17 protein-coding genes are annotated in these 18,988 nt (G+C 41.7%); 14 read left to right on the top strand and 3 right to left on the bottom strand.

The window, feature by feature from the left end:
• The first annotated feature begins 202 nt into the window (after positions 1-202).
• The 10 genes from AC0VYG_RS15890 to AC0VYG_RS15845 all read left to right on the top strand — a co-directional run bounded on the left by AC0VYG_RS15890 (position 203) and on the right by AC0VYG_RS15845 (position 9,486).
• Positions 203-1,102 (top strand): amino acid ABC transporter permease, encoded by a 900-nt coding sequence (locus AC0VYG_RS15890; RefSeq protein ID WP_475428927.1) that lies wholly within the window; start codon positions 203-205, stop codon positions 1,100-1,102.
• A complete protein-coding gene (locus AC0VYG_RS15885; protein ID WP_475428926.1) occupies positions 1,095-1,844 on the top strand; it encodes an amino acid ABC transporter ATP-binding protein in 750 nt (249 codons plus the stop codon). Before AC0VYG_RS15890 ends, AC0VYG_RS15885 begins: the two co-directional genes overlap by 8 nt.
• Before the next feature lie 255 nt (positions 1,845-2,099).
• Entirely contained in the window at positions 2,100-3,281 is a 1,182-nt protein-coding gene (locus tag AC0VYG_RS15880) for an MFS transporter (RefSeq protein ID WP_475428925.1), read from the top strand.
• Between the two features lie 58 nt (positions 3,282-3,339).
• On the top strand, positions 3,340-3,747 hold the full coding sequence (locus AC0VYG_RS15875) for a DCC1-like thiol-disulfide oxidoreductase family protein (RefSeq protein ID WP_475428924.1): 408 nt from the start codon (positions 3,340-3,342) through the stop codon (positions 3,745-3,747).
• A 144-nt stretch (positions 3,748-3,891) separates the two neighbouring features.
• The gene (yqfB, locus tag AC0VYG_RS15870) at positions 3,892-4,215 is read left to right on the top strand and encodes a N(4)-acetylcytidine aminohydrolase (protein ID WP_475428923.1); all 324 of its coding nucleotides are present in this window, start codon (positions 3,892-3,894) and stop codon (positions 4,213-4,215) included.
• Between the two features lie 248 nt (positions 4,216-4,463).
• The gene (locus tag AC0VYG_RS15865; protein WP_475428922.1) at positions 4,464-6,029 is read left to right on the top strand and encodes an ABC transporter substrate-binding protein; all 1,566 of its coding nucleotides are present in this window, start codon (positions 4,464-4,466) and stop codon (positions 6,027-6,029) included.
• The gene (locus AC0VYG_RS15860; RefSeq protein WP_067020600.1) at positions 6,029-7,084 is read left to right on the top strand and encodes an ABC transporter permease; all 1,056 of its coding nucleotides are present in this window, start codon (positions 6,029-6,031) and stop codon (positions 7,082-7,084) included. Before AC0VYG_RS15865 ends, AC0VYG_RS15860 begins: the two co-directional genes overlap by 1 nt.
• Positions 7,081-7,962, top strand: a complete 882-nt coding sequence (locus tag AC0VYG_RS15855; protein WP_475428921.1) for an ABC transporter permease — start codon at positions 7,081-7,083, stop codon at positions 7,960-7,962. Before AC0VYG_RS15860 ends, AC0VYG_RS15855 begins: the two co-directional genes overlap by 4 nt.
• A complete protein-coding gene (locus AC0VYG_RS15850; protein WP_475428920.1) occupies positions 7,952-8,803 on the top strand; it encodes an ABC transporter ATP-binding protein in 852 nt (283 codons plus the stop codon). Before AC0VYG_RS15855 ends, AC0VYG_RS15850 begins: the two co-directional genes overlap by 11 nt.
• A complete protein-coding gene (locus tag AC0VYG_RS15845) occupies positions 8,800-9,486 on the top strand; it encodes an ABC transporter ATP-binding protein (RefSeq protein WP_475428919.1) in 687 nt (228 codons plus the stop codon). The genes AC0VYG_RS15850 and AC0VYG_RS15845 overlap by 4 nt, the downstream gene beginning before the upstream one ends.
• Before the next feature lie 129 nt (positions 9,487-9,615).
• Here AC0VYG_RS15845 and AC0VYG_RS15840 read toward each other — a convergent pair whose 3' ends face one another.
• Positions 9,616-10,830 carry an MFS transporter gene (locus AC0VYG_RS15840; protein WP_475428918.1) on the bottom strand — a complete coding sequence of 405 codons (1,215 nt, stop codon included), beginning with the start codon at positions 10,828-10,830 and terminating at the stop codon, positions 9,616-9,618.
• A gap of 6 nt (positions 10,831-10,836) precedes the next feature.
• On the bottom strand, positions 10,837-12,126 hold the full coding sequence (locus AC0VYG_RS15835) for an ATP-grasp domain-containing protein (protein WP_475428917.1): 1,290 nt from the start codon (positions 12,124-12,126) through the stop codon (positions 10,837-10,839).
• 406 nt (positions 12,127-12,532) lie between these two features.
• Here AC0VYG_RS15835 and AC0VYG_RS15830 point away from each other — a divergent pair, with 406 nt between their 5' ends.
• Positions 12,533-13,888, top strand: coding sequence for an IS5 family transposase (locus AC0VYG_RS15830; protein WP_475428916.1), 1,356 nt, complete (start codon positions 12,533-12,535; stop codon positions 13,886-13,888).
• 11 nt (positions 13,889-13,899) lie between these two features.
• On the opposite strand, the gene AC0VYG_RS15825 is transcribed toward AC0VYG_RS15830, so the two are convergent.
• Positions 13,900-14,997 carry an aminotransferase class I/II-fold pyridoxal phosphate-dependent enzyme gene (locus tag AC0VYG_RS15825; RefSeq protein WP_475428915.1) on the bottom strand — a complete coding sequence of 366 codons (1,098 nt, stop codon included), beginning with the start codon at positions 14,995-14,997 and terminating at the stop codon, positions 13,900-13,902.
• A gap of 617 nt (positions 14,998-15,614) precedes the next feature.
• On the opposite strand from AC0VYG_RS15825, the gene ribA reads away from it, so the two are divergent.
• The 3 genes from ribA (at position 15,615) to AC0VYG_RS15810 (ending at position 18,970) form a co-directional block, all read left to right on the top strand.
• Complete coding sequence (gene ribA / locus AC0VYG_RS15820; RefSeq protein WP_475428914.1) at positions 15,615-16,235, top strand: GTP cyclohydrolase II RibA; 621 nt, start codon at positions 15,615-15,617, stop codon at positions 16,233-16,235.
• Positions 16,236-16,298: 63 nt separating this feature from the next.
• Positions 16,299-17,987 carry a WD40 repeat domain-containing protein gene (locus tag AC0VYG_RS15815; protein ID WP_475428913.1) on the top strand — a complete coding sequence of 563 codons (1,689 nt, stop codon included), beginning with the start codon at positions 16,299-16,301 and terminating at the stop codon, positions 17,985-17,987.
• Entirely contained in the window at positions 17,984-18,970 is a 987-nt protein-coding gene (locus tag AC0VYG_RS15810; protein ID WP_475428912.1) for a formylglycine-generating enzyme family protein, read from the top strand. The genes AC0VYG_RS15815 and AC0VYG_RS15810 overlap by 4 nt, the downstream gene beginning before the upstream one ends.
• Positions 18,971-18,988: the final 18 nt, after the last annotated feature.

The following is an 18,988-nucleotide window of genomic DNA, read 5'->3' as shown; positions in this document are numbered from 1 at the left end:
CAATCACGTCTTATAGGCGGGGCAAGGTTGCCTCGCCTCTTATTCGCAAGATAGCGCTTCTATTCTTTATTTTGTTGGTCTCATTGTTATTAACACTCTTTTATAACGGGCACGACAAAGTAAAATGAAACATACGGGGAATGCTTCACCGATGAAAAAGCAAAACAATCTGCTTTTATGGAAAATGTTATATGTCCTTATCATGATTGGAATTGGATATGGAGTATATGCATCGAGTAAAAGTCTTAGTTACAACTGGCGTTGGGAGCGTATCCCCCAGTATCTTATTAGCTTCCAACCTACTGATATTAAAGCACCTTTTGATGGTTCTATCGAATCAGTCAATCCCAAAACACATAAGATAGTGGTGCAATCGGATTCGGGTCAAACTTTTGTTGTCACAAAATACGATAAGGCCGTTGCTCATACGGGTGATCTGGTTTTTGAAGGTGATACGGTCGCGACAATAAAAGGCTGGCACCTGGGCTCCCTTTCTTGGGGCTTGATCATGACGCTGAAAATTTCTGCCGTGTCATTGATCTTTGCGATGATCATAGGGTTATTTACAGGGCTTGCACGTATTTCCCATAATCCCGTGCTGCGTTATTTGTCGGTGACTTACATTGAAGTGATTCGCGGGACACCGCTATTGGTCCAGATCTTTATCTTCTATTTCTTTATTGGCACCGTGCTGAATTTGGATAGGTTTACGGCAGGTGTGGCCGCGCTTTCTGTTTTTACAGGCGCCTACATTGCTGAAATTATTCGAGCGGGGATTCAGTCTATCCATCCAGGTCAAATGGAAGCGGCCCGCAGTTTAGGAATGAATTATATTAAGGCAATGATCTATGTTATTTTGCCACAGGCTTTTAAACGTACTTTGCCTCCTTTAGCAGGGCAGTTTATTAACTTGATTAAAGATTCTTCCTTGGTGTCGGTCATTTCGATTACGGATTTAACAAAAGCAGGTCGTGAGGTCGTGAGCTCAACGTTTGCTCCGTTTGAGGTGTGGTTTACAGTGGCGATCTTGTATTTGGTACTTACTGGAAGCCTATCTTGGGTCATTCAAAAGTTAGAGAAGAGGTTATCAGCCAGTGACTAATCCCATTTTGAAAGACAGTATTATTGTCGCTGACAGCGTGGAAAAAATTTACCCAAATGGGTGCCACGCCCTTAAAAAAGTATCGCTTAATATCAAAAAAGGCGAGGTTGTGGTGATTATTGGGCCAAGTGGTTCGGGTAAATCGACATTTTTGCGGACCTTGAATCAGCTAGAGACCATATCCGATGGAACGATTCATATTGATGATATCAACTTGACCCATAAAGAGACCAATATCAACAAAGTGCGAGAAGAAGTGGGGATGGTGTTTCAGTCCTTTAATCTGTTTCCACACAAAACTGCATTGGGTAACGTGATGTTGTCACCCATGAAGGTGCTTAAAAAGTCTGCCAAAGAAGCAGAAGCAGAAGCAAAAGACTTAATGGCTAAGGTGGGGCTGGCGGATCGGATGAGTAACTATCCGTCACACCTTTCTGGAGGACAACAACAGCGTGTCGCCATTGCTAGAGCTTTGGCGATGAGCCCCAAAATTATGCTGTTTGATGAGCCAACCAGTGCGCTTGACCCAGAAATGGTGGGGGAAGTGTTGGATGTCATGAAGAGTCTTGCAGGTGGTGGTATGACCATGGTGGTCGTCACACATGAAATGGGGTTTGCTAGAGAAGTGGCTGATCGAGTGGTGTTCATGGAGGATGGTGAATTGGTGTTTGAAGAAACGCCAGATCGATTCTTTGAATCCGATAACCCGCGCTTACAGCGTTTTCTTGGTCAAGTACTTTAAGCTTTTTAGATGTGGTATAAAAAAGTCTTGGTAGGGTGTTACCTGCCAAGGCTTTTTTTTGAGCATTTTTCGTCCCCATGACTGTGTGGTTACACGAGCACATGGTATGGAACGAGTGGTTGGGATGAATAGTTGGCTCTCAGAATATGATGTGTCCATAGATATCTAACTTCTATCATACAGATTTTATTCACGCAAAGAGTGGTGTGGGTAGGGTCATACATCCTTTGCTGTTAGCAGGAATAAATACAACCAATGTTGACCTCAATATTACGTATATGGTGTGTAGTCAGTGTATTGTGTGCGGCTTCGTTCACGATGGTAACCTCCGAGTTCGCACCAATTGGTTTAATGTCCCAGATATCATCCGATCTAGGACAATCCCCGTCGACTATCGGCCTGACAGTTACGTTGTACGCATGGATAGGCGCTGCAAGTGGCTTGATGTCCAACTGGTTAAACCATTGGATACCTCGTAAGTCGCTGTTAATTACACTCATGTTAATATTGGCTGTTTCAAACGGCTTAGCCGCATTCGCACATGAATTTTTAGCTCTACTCAGTGCTCGAGCCTTAGGTGCATTAGCACATGGTGTATTCTGGGCTATCGTTGCGGCTACAGCTGCACATATTGTCCCAGCACAGCGAGTAGGAGTCGCTACGTCTATAGTGTTGGGAGGCATCACTATTGCCACAGTCATGGGCGTTCCACTGATAAATTTGGTGGGGCAACACTATAGCTGGCGCACTGCATTTGTCTGTCTTTCTTTTATGTGTATCGCCAGTGCTGGAGCGATCGCCCTAGTAATGCCCTCAATACACATTCGGTCATTCAATAAAGGGATAGGTTTTATCGCTGTATTAAAGCGCAAAGACCTTTTGATTACTTATGTGATTACTGGACTGACAGCTGCCGCCCACTTTAGTGCTTACACATTTGTTGAACCCTTTATTGAGAAGGTCCCTGGCATTACGTCTTACCTGATTGCTGTTTTATTATTTACCTTCGGTGCAGCCGGTTTCTTAGGCAACTTACTAAGCGCGTTTTTTATTGATCGTTACTTAAAAAGGTTCATTTTATTAGCATTGATATCGATGGCGCTGGCATTAACTGCTTTAGGGATCTACGGGCCACAGATAGGTATAATACTAGTCGTCGCCTTTCTAATGGTCTGGGGGACTGCTATTTCGTGCTTATTTACCGGACTACAGACTTGGGTGTTACGTATTGCGGGTGATGACACTGTACCAGCAACAGCGGTGCATACTGCAGTATTGAATAGCGCAATTGGTTTAGGTGTGATTATTGGTGGGAATGTTTTAGATGTTATGGGGCTTAAGGGAACCATGATATCGGCAGGCATGATGATTGTCCCTGCCATTATACTGTTAACGATTCTAATAATTCGCGCTAAGAAATGTACTGCAACAGAATAGAGAGAATTTGGGTGCATTTAAATCCATATGTGTTATGACATAAAAAGAGTAAGCCGCAATGAGTTCACAGGATATTTTGTTGATTTATGATAAGGACTGTCCCGCTTGCCATTACTACTGTCAAATTGTGCGTATTCGTGACAGTGTGGGAAACCTAGTCCTGATCGATGCTCGCGAAAACAATGCCGTAATGAAAGAGAGTACTGACCGTGGTTTGGATATCGACCAAGGCATGGTGTTGAAAATGCATGGGCAGTTTTATTATGGTGCAGACGCCATTCATGCTTTATCCTTGCTGAGTAGTCGGTCAGGACTGTTTAACCGTTTTAACTTTTGGTTGTTTCGTTCGAAAAAGTTGGCTTCAGTGTTGTATCCTGCATTACGTTCTTGCCGTAACCTATTGCTGAAAATGCTGGGAAAAACAAAAATCAATAATTTGGATTTACCTAACAATGACCATTTTTAGCGAGATGAGTGTTGTGTAATCCCTGTTTTGATGGCTGCAATCGATCATATTGTATTTCCCATGATTTACATTAGCGCATGAAGATGATTAGAGATCATGTGCTCCCCATAAATAGTATGCTGTATTTTTCTTGAGCAAATTACCATGAAAACATTAAAAGACATGACGTTCTTTGAGCGCTTTGAAGCCGATATTCTTCGTGATAAAAAAGTCATCACGATTCGCGATGAATCCGAGAGTCATTATCACGTTGGCTCAGTGGTGAATGTGTCGACTTTTGAAACGGGTCGTTATTTTTGTCAGTTACGTATCCTATCGGTAGAGCCTATTGCTTTCTCGTCGCTTGATGAGGACCATGCAAAACAAGAAAACATGACACTACCAGAGTTAAAAGGTGTTATTCGAGAGATTTATCCAGGCGTTGAAACACTTTTTGTTATTACCTATGAGCGATTAGCAGAGTCATAATCGTTGACTAAGTGTTATTAAATAGCATTAAACAGCTGCTCGTCACGAGAGTGAAATCCTAACTGTGCCGATCTGAGTCTTTTCTGACTATTACGTTATAACAAAATTCTAAAAAGCTATTAAAAGTTTTTTTTCAAAAAAAATAAACTATAACTGTGTAACTATTGTGCCAATCAAACCTGTTTACTTTTCCTCATTTTCACTCTCGCATAAAATAAGCGTAATTAATTCACTAGGAATATGAAATCATGAAAAAATTACTAGCAACCAGTCTGTTGCTATGTCTGAGTAGTTTCTCTGTGTTGGCAGCCACCCCACCTAATGCGCTAGTGGTTGCTCAGTCCTTAGATGATGTGACCAGTTTGGATCCTGCTCAAGGTTTTGAATTAACCTCAGTGCAAACCTTTACTAATGTGTATCAACGTTTGGTTCAGGCAAACCCAAAGAAACCAACTGAGCTAGAGCCAACCTTGGCGGCAAGTTGGGTATCTACGCCAAAAAGTTTGACCATTACCTTACGTAAAGGGGCTGAGTTTGCCAGTGGTAACCCAGTACGCCCTGAAGATGTGGCTTTTTCCCTTGCCCGTGTGGTGAAGTTGAACTTGGCGCCGTCTTTTATTTTGACGCAATTGGGGTGGAATAAAGACAATGTGGACAGTCACATTCAAAAAGTGGCTGATAACAAAGTAAAAATTACTTGGAATGTTAATGTTGGCCCATCGTTCGTTTTGAGTCTTTTATCTGCGCCAGTGTCTTCGATTGTAGATGAAAAAACCGTAATGGCTCATGCGAAAAATGGTGACTTTGGCCATGCTTGGTTGAATGATCATTCGGCAGGCAGTGGACCATTCCAAATCAGACAATACACACCTCATGAAGCCTTGGTGTTAACGGCGAATAAAACCTCCCCAGGCGGCGCGCCAAAATTGGGCATGATTTTGATGAAAAACGTGCCAGATGCGGCAACCCGTCAGTTATTGATTGAACAAGGCGATGCGGATATTGCGCGTAACTTAGGGGCGGATCAGTTTCAATCTTTAAAAGATAAGCCCGGTGTGAAAACGCTGGCATTGCCTTATGCGTCTTTGTACTACATTTTGTTTAATACCAAAGCGAAAAACAATCCCGATTTAGCAAACCCCGCGTTCTGGAAAGCGGCACATTGGGCATTTGACTATAAAGGCATTGCTGTGGACTTGATGCGTGGCCAATTCCAAGTTCAACAGTCTTTTTTACCGCAAGGTTTTAAAGGCGCTTTAAAGGATCAGCCGTACCATTATGATCCAGAGAAAGCCAAAGCCATCTTGAAAAAGGCGGGCATTAAGAACCCACACTTTAAGTTGATCGTGAGTAATCAGCCGCCGTATTTGGATGTCGCGCAAGCGCTGCAAGCCAGTTTTGCCCGTGCAGGGATTAAAGTCGAGCTCATCCCTGGTGTGAGCAGTCAAGTATCAAGCGAAGTGAATACTCACCATTTTGAAGCAACCGTATCAGCTTGGGGGCCAGATTATTTTGATCCAAATACCAACGCGTCAGCGTTTGCTTATAACCCAGAAAATGGCTCAAAAACCCTTGCATGGCGTGCAAACTGGCAGATACCAGAATTGAGTAAAATGACGCTTGCGGCTCGTGCTGAGACGAATGAAGCGAAACGGACTCAAATGTATGAAACGCTACAGCGTAAAGTACGAGAAAACTCGCCGATTGTGGTGGGTTTGCAAAACAAAAAACTGGTTGCCATTCGTAGCGATCTAAAAGGTTATGTGCAAGGCATCATGCCTGATATGGTTTATTACAAGAACGTTTCTAAATAATGAGCACTTCAACCTACTCAGTCGGCGCTAAGCGCCGACTTTGGATAGGCCGCAGCCGACAGTTGGTGAGCGGCCTTATTTCATTGGCACTGACCTTGTTTGGTTTGCTGATATTTACTTTTATTTTGTCACGAGCGGCACCGGTTGATCCTGTGTTACAGCTAGTGGGAGACCATGCCAGCCAAGCGACATACGATCAAGCACGTCATGAATTAGGTCTAGACCAACCCTTGCCGATGCAGTTTTTGCATTATCTGGGGCGTTTGAGCCATGGGGATTTAGGCGTCTCTCAACTGACGCAGCAGCCAGTTATTAATGACTTGATGCGTACTTTTCCTGCAACCATTGAGCTGGCAACTTGCGCAATGATCTTTGGAGCCTTGTTTGGCATCTTGCTCGCGGCCATGGCGGTTTTTAAGCCGGGTAGTTGGATGGATCACCTCGCGCGTTTCATCTCCTTATTAGGGTATTCGGTGCCTGTGTTTTGGTTAGGCTTATTAGGTCTTTTATTGTTTTATGCCACCTTGCATTGGTCAGCAGGGCCAGGGCGATTAGACGACATTTATACCTATACCATGACGCAACATAGTGGTTTTGTCTTGTTAGACGCCCTTCGCAGTGGTGATCCAGCAATATTGAAAAATGCCATTGCCCATTTATGGTTGCCTGTTGCCGTGCTGGCATTACTTTCTATGGCGTCGATCACTCGCTTATTACGCGCTGTGATGTTGGAAGAAAGTAATAAAGAATATGTGATCTTGGCGCAAGCCAAAGGAGCGAGTCGGCTGCGTATTATCCTTGTTCATATATTTCCGAATGTTTTAGGTACCTTAATTACCATCCTCGCGCTTTCCTACGCCAGCTTACTGGAAGGGGCTGTATTGACCGAAACGGTATTTGCTTGGCCAGGGCTGGGGCGGTATTTGACCAGTGCGTTGTTTGCATCGGACATTTCTGCTGTATTAGGGGCAACCTTGTTAATAGGTACCTGTTTTATTCTGCTGAACGCGTTTGCAGACGCACTGACAAAATGGGTGGACCCGAGAACACGATGATAAATTCTAGTCTTCAAAAAGACCCTTTAGAAAAGAGTACGAAGAGAATCGCCAGCGGACTTCATTTACCACATTGGTTAAATACCTTTAATGTGGGGTTGGTGATGGTGGTGATCCTGCTTGGACTGGCGTTATTGGCGCCGCTTCTTTCCCCCTTTGACCCAAACCTTCAGAACATTCAAGATCGATTGTTAGCGCCTGATGCACAGCATTGGTTTGGTACAGACCGTTTTGGTCGAGATTTATTCTCACGCGTATTGTACGGGGCACGTCCAACACTCATTCTGGTCAGTTTAGTGGTTATTCTAACCGTGCCTATTGGTTTAATCGTGGGGATTTGCGCTGGCTATTTTGGTGGCTGGACTGAGCGTGTATTAATGCGTATGACGGACATTGTTATGTCGTTGCCAAGCTTGGTCATTGCACTGGCGTTGGTGTCGATTTTAGGTCCGGGTTTGATGAATGGCGCTTTGGCGCTCGCCTTTACCAGTTGGCCGTCTTTTGCTCGCCAAGCGCGCACGGAAACCTTATCCATTCGTCGTAGTGATTATCTGTCTGCGGCAAAAATGCAGGGCGTAACTGGCTGGCGTTTGATTGTTGGTCATATTTTGCCTTTGGTGTTGCCTAGCGCGATTGTTCGGGCCGCTTTAAACCTAGGAGGAATTATTCTTGCGGCGGCAGGTTTGGGGTTTTTAGGTATGGGGATTCAGCCGCCAACGGCAGAGTGGGGGTCGATGGTGTCTAGTGGTAGCCGAGTGATCTTTGATCAATGGTGGGTGGCCGCTGTACCAGGCTTTGCTATTTTGTTTGCAAGCCTTGCATTTAATCTGCTTGGTGATGGCTTAAGAGATAAAATGGACCCTCGTCATGACAAATAACAGCAGTTTGATACAGGTCGAGAACCTACATATTGGTCTAGAAGACGGCACCGAATTGATTAAAGGTATCGACTTTGCCATGGGGCGTGAGCGCGTTGCTTTGGTGGGGGAATCCGGCTCAGGTAAGTCACTGACTGCGCGCTCTTTAATGGGCTTGTTGCCAGCATCATTGCATGTTCAGGCTAACCGTTTTGAGTTGCTTGGTGAGGCGGTGTTGTCATACAGCCAGCGTCAGTGGCTTCAATTGCGTGGTAAACAGGTGTCTATGGTATTACAAGACCCAAAATACGCTTTGAACCCATCGCAAAACATTGGCAGGCAAGTAGAAGAACCTTTGGTGCTTCATCAATCTCTGACCAAAAAAACACGAGTTGAAAAAGTCGAACATATGTTGGATGCAGTCGGCTTGCCTAACCCTGCTAAACTTCGCAAGCTTTATCCTCACCAATTATCCGGCGGTATGGGACAGCGTGTCATGCTTGCCATCGCGTTGATTAATGATCCGCAATTTTTGATTGCTGATGAACCCACTTCCGCCCTGGATCATGCCGTGCGCGACCAAGTGCTAGAGCTGATTGCGTCTTTAGTTGAGGAACGGAATATGGGGCTGCTGCTGATCAGTCATGACTTACAACAGGTAGCCGATTATTGCGAACGTGTATTGGTGATGTATCAAGGTCAACTGATCGATCAGTTACCTGCTTCCCAGCTGTCTAATGCGACACATCCCTATACGCAGACCTTGTGGTCTTGTCGGCCCAATATTGATAAGCGAGGGCAAGCGCTTCCGGTGCTGGATCGTGGAGCATTAGCGACCTTAACCGAAGGAGCAGCCAAATGAGTGTGCTTGAATTAAAAGACGTGAGCATCAGTCATGTACAAGGCTTGGAAAAAAACACGGTCGTTCATGATGTGAATGTATCGATAAAAGCAGGTGAATGTTTTGGTTTGGTGGGTCCTTCGGGTTGTGGCAAATCCACCTTGCTTTGGGTATTGGCGGGGTTGAACCCACATTGGAGTGGCCGTATAAAGCTACTTGATCAGCCATTAACACCAGGCAAAGTCTTTAGCGGTGAATTACGCCGTCGTGTACAAATGGTGTTTCAAGACCCGTATGCCTCGTTGCATCCTAAACACCGTTTACGTCGGGCCTTATCTGAACCACTAAAGTTGCTTGGCTATCAAGACATCGACGATCGACTCAGCGAAGGTTTCAAACTTGTGGGGCTGTCAGATAATATGATTGACCGCTATCCCCATCAATTGTCAGGCGGGCAACGTCAACGTGTCGCGATTATCCGAGCCTTGCTGCTGGAGCCCAAGCTTCTTCTACTGGACGAACCAACGTCAGCATTGGATATGTCAGTTCAGGCGGAAATACTTAACTTGCTAAACGAGTTAAAAGCCAAGCGTGATTTGACGATGGTCATGGTCAGTCATGATCCTGAAGTGGTGGATTACATGTGTGATCATGCTGTTACCATGAAAGCTGGGCGGATTGATAAGGAAACTTTCTACGATTAGGCTCAAAGCCTATTGAATGCGAGACATCAAGTTTGCCATGCTGCTTACTAAAATATGCTGCATGGCAAACAGTGAGCTCCTTCTAAATGACAACGATACCGTGGCTTGCTGCCAAACATACTTTGTTCTCTACTGAGAAGAGTGTATTTGTTGCGTTACGGTTTGTACTCTTGCCCCTGTGGCGTTATTCCCCATAAGGTAGCCTAAAATAGCCACAATGACGCAGGCTATTAAGGCAAAGAACATATTAATCATGGGGAAATACGATAGCATTAATCCACAAACCAGTGGGCTAAACGAACCTCCTAAACTTGAGAGATTATGAATTGCAAAATAGGCTCCTTCTCGGCTAGGCAATGCAATATCCTTGATTAGAGAATATTGCGCAGGCGCAATAATCATCTCTGCCAAGCTGAAGACGGCCATTGATAAACACCAAAATGGTAAAGAAGTCGCATACATAAATCCTACCAATCCCAGTGTTAGTAATAGCAATCCACATATTGATCTTGTTATCAGCGGTAGTTTTTCCAATAAGTTCGTGACGTGGACTTGGAAAACGACCACCATACCTGTATTGATTATGATTAGGGTGCTAATGATCTTGGAGATGTCCTCCATGCCATTAGAAAGAAGAAAGAGAGAGAGATAGCTTGGAAATTGGCGTAAAGCAATAGAGGTTAGAAAACCAGCTAGTACATAGTAAAAGAGCTTTTTATCTATCAACAATAATTTAAGTGAGTGAGAGTGCTTCTTTACTTGCTGATCATTGCTAGTCTGCATATGGCTCTTCTGCAATGAGAAAGCGACTAATGCCATTAACATTGCTGTGGCAGCAAACCAAAAGATCATACCATCGTTTCGTTTTAGCAGCACCGCCCCAAGCAATGGGAAAATACCAAATGCCAGGTTTGTAAGTACATATCTCAAACCGAAGACTTTCGTGCTTATTTTGGAAGACGTTACTTTTGCTACTGCTGAATTAATTGTCACCGATATGGTCGAATAGCCAAGGACCAAGACCGTCATGAGCATAAAAATAAGCCATATATTTTGAGTATTATAAATAAGTAGATAAGCAATGATAGAGAAAATGCATATACTATTTAAAATGATCTTAGTATTAAGTCGATCAATTAAGTTTCCAAAAAAAACGCACATAAAACCACCAGCAAAGACTGCGCTGGTAACAACAAAGCCTATTTCACTTAGATTAATATCCATAGACTTATGCAGTATTAATACAATATAGGTTAGTCCTAGCCCCCGCGCTGCTGTAACAAAAAAAGAGCCCGTTAAATAGCCAGAAAATTTTATATATTTTAGTAATGATTTCGACTTCATAAAAATTTAATCCTTTTCAGAAATAAGCTCATAATATTGGCTTTCAATTTTTCTAATGGTTTCCAGGTCTTTAAAAAGGAATTTTTTATTGTCTGATACTAAGTAAATATGACCAGGGCTGCTGGTTAAACAATGTGTAATGGATATCTGGTCGGAATCTCGGATCATTATGCTATGTAGCGACGTTAGATGTTTTTCCCAAAATGCAATGTGTTTATCACTTTTGATTTTTCCAGTTGTGTTGGAAATTAAAAATACACATAAACAATGTCTTAGATTTTTCTTTCTCTCTGAGAGAATCAGTTTATTATAGTTATCATAGTAAAAAAGCGCTGAAATGAGGGTGGCTATTTGCGTGCTCTCTAGGCATCTGGTGTAGGCAGATGGGTCTGATCCACCAGGACATCTCCCCGCTATTTCTATTAATTTGGGTATGCCTTTATCTATGATGATTTCGCTATGTGAAAAACCTGCTTGAAAGCCGATTGCTCTGAGTACAGAGATAGAATAGTTCTCAATTTTTTCAAAAATGGATTGGTCTTCAATAGGACATAATAATTCCATCCGGTTATGAATGAATACACCATTAACGATTCTTTTATACACTCTGATGATTTCAGTAACATAATGCTGCCCATTCAATGAAACGGAGTTTGCATTATAGGCAATGGTATCACTCCCTTCATTGTGGCTATCAAGCAGATATTCTTGAGTAAGAACACTGGTATTTAATGTCTCCATCTTTGTCTGGCTACCCATAATTTTCTGATGAGCAATTCTAATTTCCTCATCACTATGACAAATATAGACATCTTCTGAACCGGAGCTATCGACTGGCTTAAGAACCAATGTGGTCAGTTGAGAGTCGTGCTTCCACTGTATTGCTTCCTCTGCTGAGTACGTTAACGTTTGCTTTAAGTGTGCTATGCCAGCGGCTGATAACGACTCTTGCATCACAAATTTATTTCGGCAACGTTCTGCTGTACCGGGTTTATTCTGGTGGGGAGTATCAAGTATTTTGGCAACGACTTCAGCCATTTCAACACCAGACTCTGCCCCTGGGATGACTAATAGAGGGGAGTATTGAGATAATATATCAGGGCTTTCTTTAAACTCTTTGAATGTTATTTCAAAAATAAAGTCTTCTTTTCGATAGTTATTACCATATCGAGGTGGGATCTTATCTGAACTTCTTATATGAATGCAGTCAAAGCCTCGAGATATAAAACCTGGAGCAATATATTGTCCTGTACCATATGCATCGACAATAATAATAATATTTTTCTTAAAAAACATAGCATAAGATCCTTCTTATAGAGTTTTTATAAACTGATAGAGTCTATCGACTCCTTTAGAAAATTCGGCAGTGCTCATAGCAATAGAAAGACGAATGAGGAAGTTAGAACGCTCGGATGTTGAGATTGAAAAGCATCGTTCCGTTAGAATAAATACATTATAGGTATAAGCTAAAATTCGTTGAACATCTCTCTCATTCATAAATTTAAATTTTTCTATTTTGATAAAAAAATTCATGCCAGCATGATGCTCAGAAACGAAAGATATTTCATCCTTTAAAATATCTAGTCGCCCCTGAAAAACTCTCAACCTATTGAATCTAATGTGTTTTTATAAGATAGTTAATATCTAAATCTTGCTATAAATACGCCATAAGGCCCAAAAAGTTGCAGAACAGGTGAGTTTTATGAAGCCTCGTCAGACACAGACCATACCGCAAAAGGATTTATTCCAACCTCAGCTCGTTGACATCATTAACCCCAATCATCCTTTAGTTCGACTGGCTAAGATCATTGATTGGAAGCAATTGGACTCAACGCTTAGTGCCCATTTTTCAAGCGTTGGTGCGGCCGCGTTGCCAACGCGTCTTATGGCGGGATTGCTGTATTTGCAGCACTTGCATAATTTGTCTGATGAGCTGGTGCTAGAGCAATGGCTTGAATCGCCTTATTACCAATACTTTTGCGGCGAAACCTTTTTCCAGCACGACTTCCCGTGCCATCCAACCAGTCTTGTTAAATGGCGAAAACGGTTAGGAGAAGAAGGCTGTGAATGGCTGCTTACCCAGACGATACAAGCAGGATTGAAACTAAAAGTCATCAAACCAGCGAGCCTAAAACGAGTCGTGGTAGACACCACGGTACAAGAAAAAAACATCACCTTCCCAACCGATGCCAAGCTCTACAACAAGGCTAGAGAGCAGCTCACTCAGGTCGCCAAAGAACAAAACATCACGTTAAGACAAACCTACGACAAAGCCTGTCATGAGTTAATGCCAAAAATTGGACGCTATGGCCACGCCAAACAATATAAGCGGATGAGAAAAGCGATTAAGCAAGTCAAAGGCTTTTTAGGGCGAGTCCTGCGAGATGTTGATCGGCAAGTAAAACGACAAGGATTAACGCTCACTCAAAAGCAAGAAGACACACTCAACCAAGCCTATCGATTACTAAAACAAACTCGCCAGAGCAAAAACAAACTGTATAGCTTGCATGAACCTAATGTGGACTGCATATCCAAAGGCAAAGCGCATAAACGCTACGAATTTGGTGTAAAAGCGAGCATAGCCGTAACAGCAAAAGAATCCTTCATTGTGGGAGCCAGAAGCTATCCAGGTAATCCTTATGATGGCCATACCTTGAAAGATCAACTTCAACAAGTTGAAACCCTAACAGGAAAAAAACCGGAAACCTGTTTTGTTGATAGAGGGTATAAAGGATCGGGCGTAGACGATATTAAGGTGTTGGTTGCAGGTCAAAAACGTGGTGTACCAAAGAAAGAGAAGCCATGGATGGGAAGACGAAATAGCGTAGAACCCATCATAGGACACCTCAAATCAGATGGAAAACTCAGACGATGCTTCTTAAAAGGCGTACTAGGCGATGCGATTAACGTGATCTTAAGTGCCTGTGGTCAGAACCTACGTAAGCTACTGAAGTGGCTTTATTGTGCCCCATATTTTGGGCAATTTTTAAGGCGATTATGGCTGAAAATAACTTTTCTACTGGAAAGACCCAAAAATTGCATGGCGTTTCTTGCTTGAAACGCCATTATTCAGGGACGACTATCTAATGCATAATGCTTATTGGCCAGCATCGTAGCTTCATTTTGTTGATGATTTATTATATATTGATCAGAAAACTGACTGATAAAATCTGAATTTATTTTCTCTAGAATAATGTCTCTAGAATCGTCATCAATCATTTTTAATGATTTTTTGAAAAACAAAGAGGCGCTTTTCTTATAAGACAGCTTTTTTTCTGGTGTCTCTTGAAGCATGATGATTCTACTTAGAAAAATAAGGGGGATAGTGAGTCCAAGTACCGTAGGAGGGTTCATTATCATATTTTGTTGTTCTGTTATAAAGTCATTTATCAAGACTGTGCTGCCAAAGATGTGGCCAAGACGATAACCAGCTAGGCTTTCTGACTTTGAGAGAGAGTCAATTACAGCAACACGACCATTTTCAATATAGTGTTTGACCACGCTAGAAATGTCTTTCATATAGTGTTGGTTAGACACTAGCATGCCCACTCGGTCGATCAAAACATGAGCACCGATGTGATCTGCTACTGTTAGAATGGCGTCTAAATCAGCAGAAGAGTAACATGTTCCTGAGGGGTTATTTGGTAATGATAAGATAATAATAGTCGGTTTTTCTTTATTGGTTATATGCATAACTCTTTCAGCAGAAGGAACACTGGAATCGTCAGATTGGCACTGTATCATCTCACATTGATATATATCGGCTTGATTATAAAAGATTGGATAGCTACTACCCACAATAAGGATGCGGTTTTTTTTGTAGTAGGAGGTCGCTACTTTCATATAAGTGGCTATGCCCTGTGCGCTGCCATTGCACTGTGCTACTTTTATAGATGTCGTATTGTAATGGGTATTAGCTAGGCAGCATTCATATAATTTAATGACTTGACAGGTCGGTAGAATACCATATGGCGCTGTATAGTTTCTGTATAAAAGACCTAGGTTTATTTCAGCATGTATCATCTCTATGATACTGTTAGATAATGGAAGCCAATTAACACCAGAAGAAATTTGAGGGATTTGTATTAGCTTGTTTTGAGCTATAGAGCCTTTGTAGATTTCGAACGATGAAAATAAATTCGTCCATGGCTTTTCCACACTTTCCATGCCTATTTCCTCCTGAAATATTTTGGCGCTTTACATTTTTGATTATTGGTGACTATTTTATTTTTTGTGTTACTGCATCATATGAGATTTGTATGAAGGATTAGTACACTTTTATAGTATTAAGCCTATCTCACAAAAATAGTCGCCTTGCTCTATACCTAGCTAATCCTTTAGTGGTATGCGCATTATTAACGCATAGAATCACTAAATTAAAATAATGTCAATAATAGTTGGAGAGGGGAGGAGCGTTTTATCTAATCACTCCCCCGTCGCATGGCTAATGAGCTAAAGGTAGCAATAGGCAAGTTCGAAGAATCATTAGATTATAAAGTGTGGTTTTCTATGCTATTGATTATATTGAAATTATCTTCTTTATAGAGTGTTTTTATATGATTAATATGAAAGGGAAGGGATTTTACTGTTTTCTGTGGGGAGTGAGAATAAAAAGATTGTTTTATGTATGTTTATCGAAAATAAATTGTAAAACTTTTCGTTTTAAGGTTTTTCTAGTTTAACTGAAAATTGCTTGTTGATATAAGTGCGATGTTATATGGAAGAATGTTGTGTTCATCTGAAGCTCCAACACTCTAAGGAATAGAGAAATAAGGATATAAAATATGGAAATTAGACAAAGTGTTATCATTCCTGTCACTGAAAAACGCATTCCAGCAACTTTTTATTCATTTGATGAATTTGGAGTAGGCCATGAACATCTACTGATCAAGATTCATAGTCCGTCTGGCTCTATGCCAACTGTTCCTACTCTGCGTATTCATTCTGAATGTCTAACAGGGGATGTGTTTCAATCAAGTCGTTGTGATTGTGGGCCGCAACTGCAAGAAGCCTTAAGGATTATGGCTAAGAATGGTGGCTATATCGCTTATTTAAGGCAAGAGGGTAGAGGTATTGGTTTATATAATAAGCTTGATGCCTATAAATTGCAGGATAGCGGTATGGATACTTATGCAGCAAATCGGCATTTAGGCTTTAATAACGATGCTCGCACTTTTGATATGGTCGCGAAGATGCTAAAAGCTGTTAATGTTACGACGATTAAACTCCTTTCTAATAATCCCAAAAAAGAACAAGCATTAGTTAAAAATGGTATTAATGTTATTCAACGTTTGTCTACATCTTGCTTTCTTAGTCCAGATAATAAGAACTATTTACAAGCTAAAATAGATCTTGAAAATCATATTTTTGGTCCTAGGGTCGATGATGAGACGGTCTCTGTATAGTGACTTCTTGAACAATCATTTTGTTGGTTATTATTTTATTTATTGAAGATAAGGAAATCTTATATGTATCATACTTCTCCAATTAGCGGTATTTGTGCAACTGAACATGGCTATATTGCAAGTGCTGGTTATGACAATCAAGTAATTCTATGGAATGCACAAACCCATACACCAATTGCGATTGGTACTCATGATCATTTAGCGAATCAGGTTGTGTTTTCACATGATGCTAAATTATTGGCCTCTTCAAGCAGTGATTATTCTGTAAGGATTTGGTCTGTTCCAGATATGTCTTTATTGTCTGTGATGACCCATGAGGATGATGTAGAAGGCATTAGTTTTAGTCCAGACAATCGTTTAATTGCAACCGCATCACGCGATAATAAAGTCCGTGTTTTTAGTGTGGATGGCCATTTAATACGTGAGTTTATAGGGCATGAAAATGATGTATTAACCGTTGAGTGGCTGACAGAAACGATGCTGGTTTCTTGTGGTGATGATAGTACATTGCGCTATTGGGATATCAATACCGGATTAAGTCAAAAAGTTATTGATCTAGGAGGTATGGAGACAGATACACTTTGTGTAACACCTAATGGAGAAATTGTTTCTGGGAATGATGATGGAGAGTTAATCTACTTTAATAATAAAGGCGAAGAAATCTGCCGTACACATGGTCATAAGGCTGGTATTAAACGTTTGGTTTTAAACCAGAATAAAGTCATTAGTTTGAGTTATGATCGTTCTTTTAAAATTTGGTCTATTCAAGGTAATAGTCTTATTTGCCAAGTAGAGAGCGAGATTCCTAATATTGTTTGGCCAAGATCTTGTGCATTTATTGATGATGCCTTTGTCGCATTTGTTACCTTTGGGGATCGTTATGCAACCTACAGTATAGAGACTAATACATGGGATATTGACTCTATTCAGGATACTCATGGTGTGAATGCTATTTACCCTGTTAGCAATGGGTATTACGATGTTGGCGATGCTGGAATTGTTCGTTTTAATGGTGAAAAAATAAATCAGGTACCATCCTTATGTAACTTTATTATTGCTGAAAATGGCAGAATATTGTGCGGTGGTCAAGACGGTGCAGTCTATGATGCAACAACATCAAAGATTATATACCAGCATCACTCTCCTCTGAACTGTTGCCAAGCATTGGATCATCAAGGTAATAAATACATTGCCATTGGAGCTTATACTGGTGAGTTGATTTTATTGAAATTCTCTTCATATCAAGACATTACCTTTGTTTCCAGTATTTCTGTTCATAACAATGCGATTAAAGATGTCTGTATTATTAATAATAGGGTCTTTACTGTTTGTGCAGATAATAGTGTCGCAGTGACAGAGTTAAACGATTTAATGAGCGTAACCCCTGCTCTTAGAGGAAGTCACGATAAGATAGTCAATGGCTGTGCTGCTTTCAAAGGGAGTTTCATTTCAGTAAGTCGAGATTTGACGCTGCGAATTTGGGGAGATGAAGAGAAGGTTTTAACAACACCGCATAAAAACTCGATCAAGTGTGTTGCAACAGATAGTGATAGTTGGATTGTGAGTGGAGATTACCGAGGTACTGTCTCTTTTTACCATGTTCCAAGCCAAACTTGGCAAAAAAAGAAAGCGAGTAAAACGGGTATCTCGGCCCTTGCCTATGATCAAGGTGAAGGTGTCTTTTTAGCCTCTTCTTACGATGGCCGTGTGCATAAATTATCAGCTCCTGTGCTAAATGGGGTAGAGCAATGAGTAAAATGATCAGGGGAGAAGATATAAACTCATTGAGCAATCGTGAAGCTATGGGGCTGCCTAATTCGTTTACTGACTCGTCCATTGAGGATATTCAAGATGATATAGGGTCTCTTTCTGCTCTGTCTGAGAATGATTTATGTCGCTTGATAGAAAGTACTCATCATGACAAAAAGCGCCGTTATGCCGCGGGTATTCTCCTCTCTTTAAGAGGAGATCCCCGTATCAATACGCTTTTTCCCACTATGGTGACAGTTTCAGGAGGTAAGGTTCTATTGGGCCTTAACCCTGATAAAGTGGACGATATTGTTGAGCAATACCAATCCTATGGTGTGCTTCGTGAGTGGATATTAAAGGAGTGTCCGCAATATGAAGTGGATATTTCGCCTTTTAAAATGGGTAAATATTGCGTGACAAATCAAGAATATCGGGATTTTCTGCGCGATACAGCCCACTCAAGTCTACCGACTTCATGGATCTTTGGCTCTTTCCCCACGTATCATGCAAATCATCCCGTGAATACTGTATCGCCGGAGGATGCTGAATTGTATTGCAAATGGTTGAGTCAAAAAACAGGCCGTTCTTTTCGCTTGCCTACCGAGCAAGAGTGGGAATATGCCGCTGGTGGGGACAAGGGTTTTGAATTCCCTTGGGGGGAGGCATATAAACCCGATCATGCCAATACGATAGAGGAAGGGATTCTGAGTACTACCCCAATCGGTATGTACCCTCTTGGCCTTTCTCCATTTGGTGTGATGGATATGGCAGGCAATGTAGAAGAATATACGTCTAGTGACTACAGGGCGTATGCTGACGGTGAAACCATTGCTGATGATTTACTCACATCAGAAGGAAGTTATCGAATTGCTCGAGGAGGGAGCTTTACTCGATTTCGGGACCTAGCTAGAACAAAGAGACGACATGGTTGGTATAAAAAAGACATATACATAATGGGCTTTCGACTAGTCGAGGATTTTAAATGACGCTCAGCGCACTCCGCT

The sequence above is a fragment of the Marinomonas sp. 63XJN7_7_ISO-PGPR-S23-202 genome (genome assembly GCF_056173505.1).
This window is presented reverse-complemented; position numbering and strand designations above follow the sequence as displayed.

Coding starts and splice junctions, on each gene's coding strand:
- AC0VYG_RS15890 (WP_475428927.1), top strand. CDS start 203: ATGATTGGAATTGGATATGGAGTATATGCATCGAGTAAAAGTCTTAGT.
- AC0VYG_RS15880 (WP_475428925.1), top strand. CDS start 2,100: ATGTTGACCTCAATATTACGTATATGGTGTGTAGTCAGTGTATTGTGT.
- AC0VYG_RS15875 (WP_475428924.1), top strand. CDS start 3,340: ATGAGTTCACAGGATATTTTGTTGATTTATGATAAGGACTGTCCCGCT.
- yqfB (WP_475428923.1), top strand. CDS start 3,892: ATGAAAACATTAAAAGACATGACGTTCTTTGAGCGCTTTGAAGCCGAT.
- AC0VYG_RS15865 (WP_475428922.1), top strand. CDS start 4,464: ATGAAAAAATTACTAGCAACCAGTCTGTTGCTATGTCTGAGTAGTTTC.
- AC0VYG_RS15860 (WP_067020600.1), top strand. CDS start 6,029: ATGAGCACTTCAACCTACTCAGTCGGCGCTAAGCGCCGACTTTGGATA.
- AC0VYG_RS15855 (WP_475428921.1), top strand. CDS start 7,081: ATGATAAATTCTAGTCTTCAAAAAGACCCTTTAGAAAAGAGTACGAAG.
- AC0VYG_RS15850 (WP_475428920.1), top strand. CDS start 7,952: ATGACAAATAACAGCAGTTTGATACAGGTCGAGAACCTACATATTGGT.
- AC0VYG_RS15845 (WP_475428919.1), top strand. CDS start 8,800: ATGAGTGTGCTTGAATTAAAAGACGTGAGCATCAGTCATGTACAAGGC.
- AC0VYG_RS15840 (WP_475428918.1), bottom strand. CDS start 10,830: ATGAAGTCGAAATCATTACTAAAATATATAAAATTTTCTGGCTATTTA.
- AC0VYG_RS15835 (WP_475428917.1), bottom strand. CDS start 12,126: ATGTTTTTTAAGAAAAATATTATTATTATTGTCGATGCATATGGTACA.
- AC0VYG_RS15830 (WP_475428916.1), top strand. CDS start 12,533: ATGAAGCCTCGTCAGACACAGACCATACCGCAAAAGGATTTATTCCAA.
- AC0VYG_RS15825 (WP_475428915.1), bottom strand. CDS start 14,997: ATGGAAAGTGTGGAAAAGCCATGGACGAATTTATTTTCATCGTTCGAA.
- ribA (WP_475428914.1), top strand. CDS start 15,615: ATGGAAATTAGACAAAGTGTTATCATTCCTGTCACTGAAAAACGCATT.
- AC0VYG_RS15815 (WP_475428913.1), top strand. CDS start 16,299: ATGTATCATACTTCTCCAATTAGCGGTATTTGTGCAACTGAACATGGC.
- AC0VYG_RS15810 (WP_475428912.1), top strand. CDS start 17,984: ATGAGTAAAATGATCAGGGGAGAAGATATAAACTCATTGAGCAATCGT.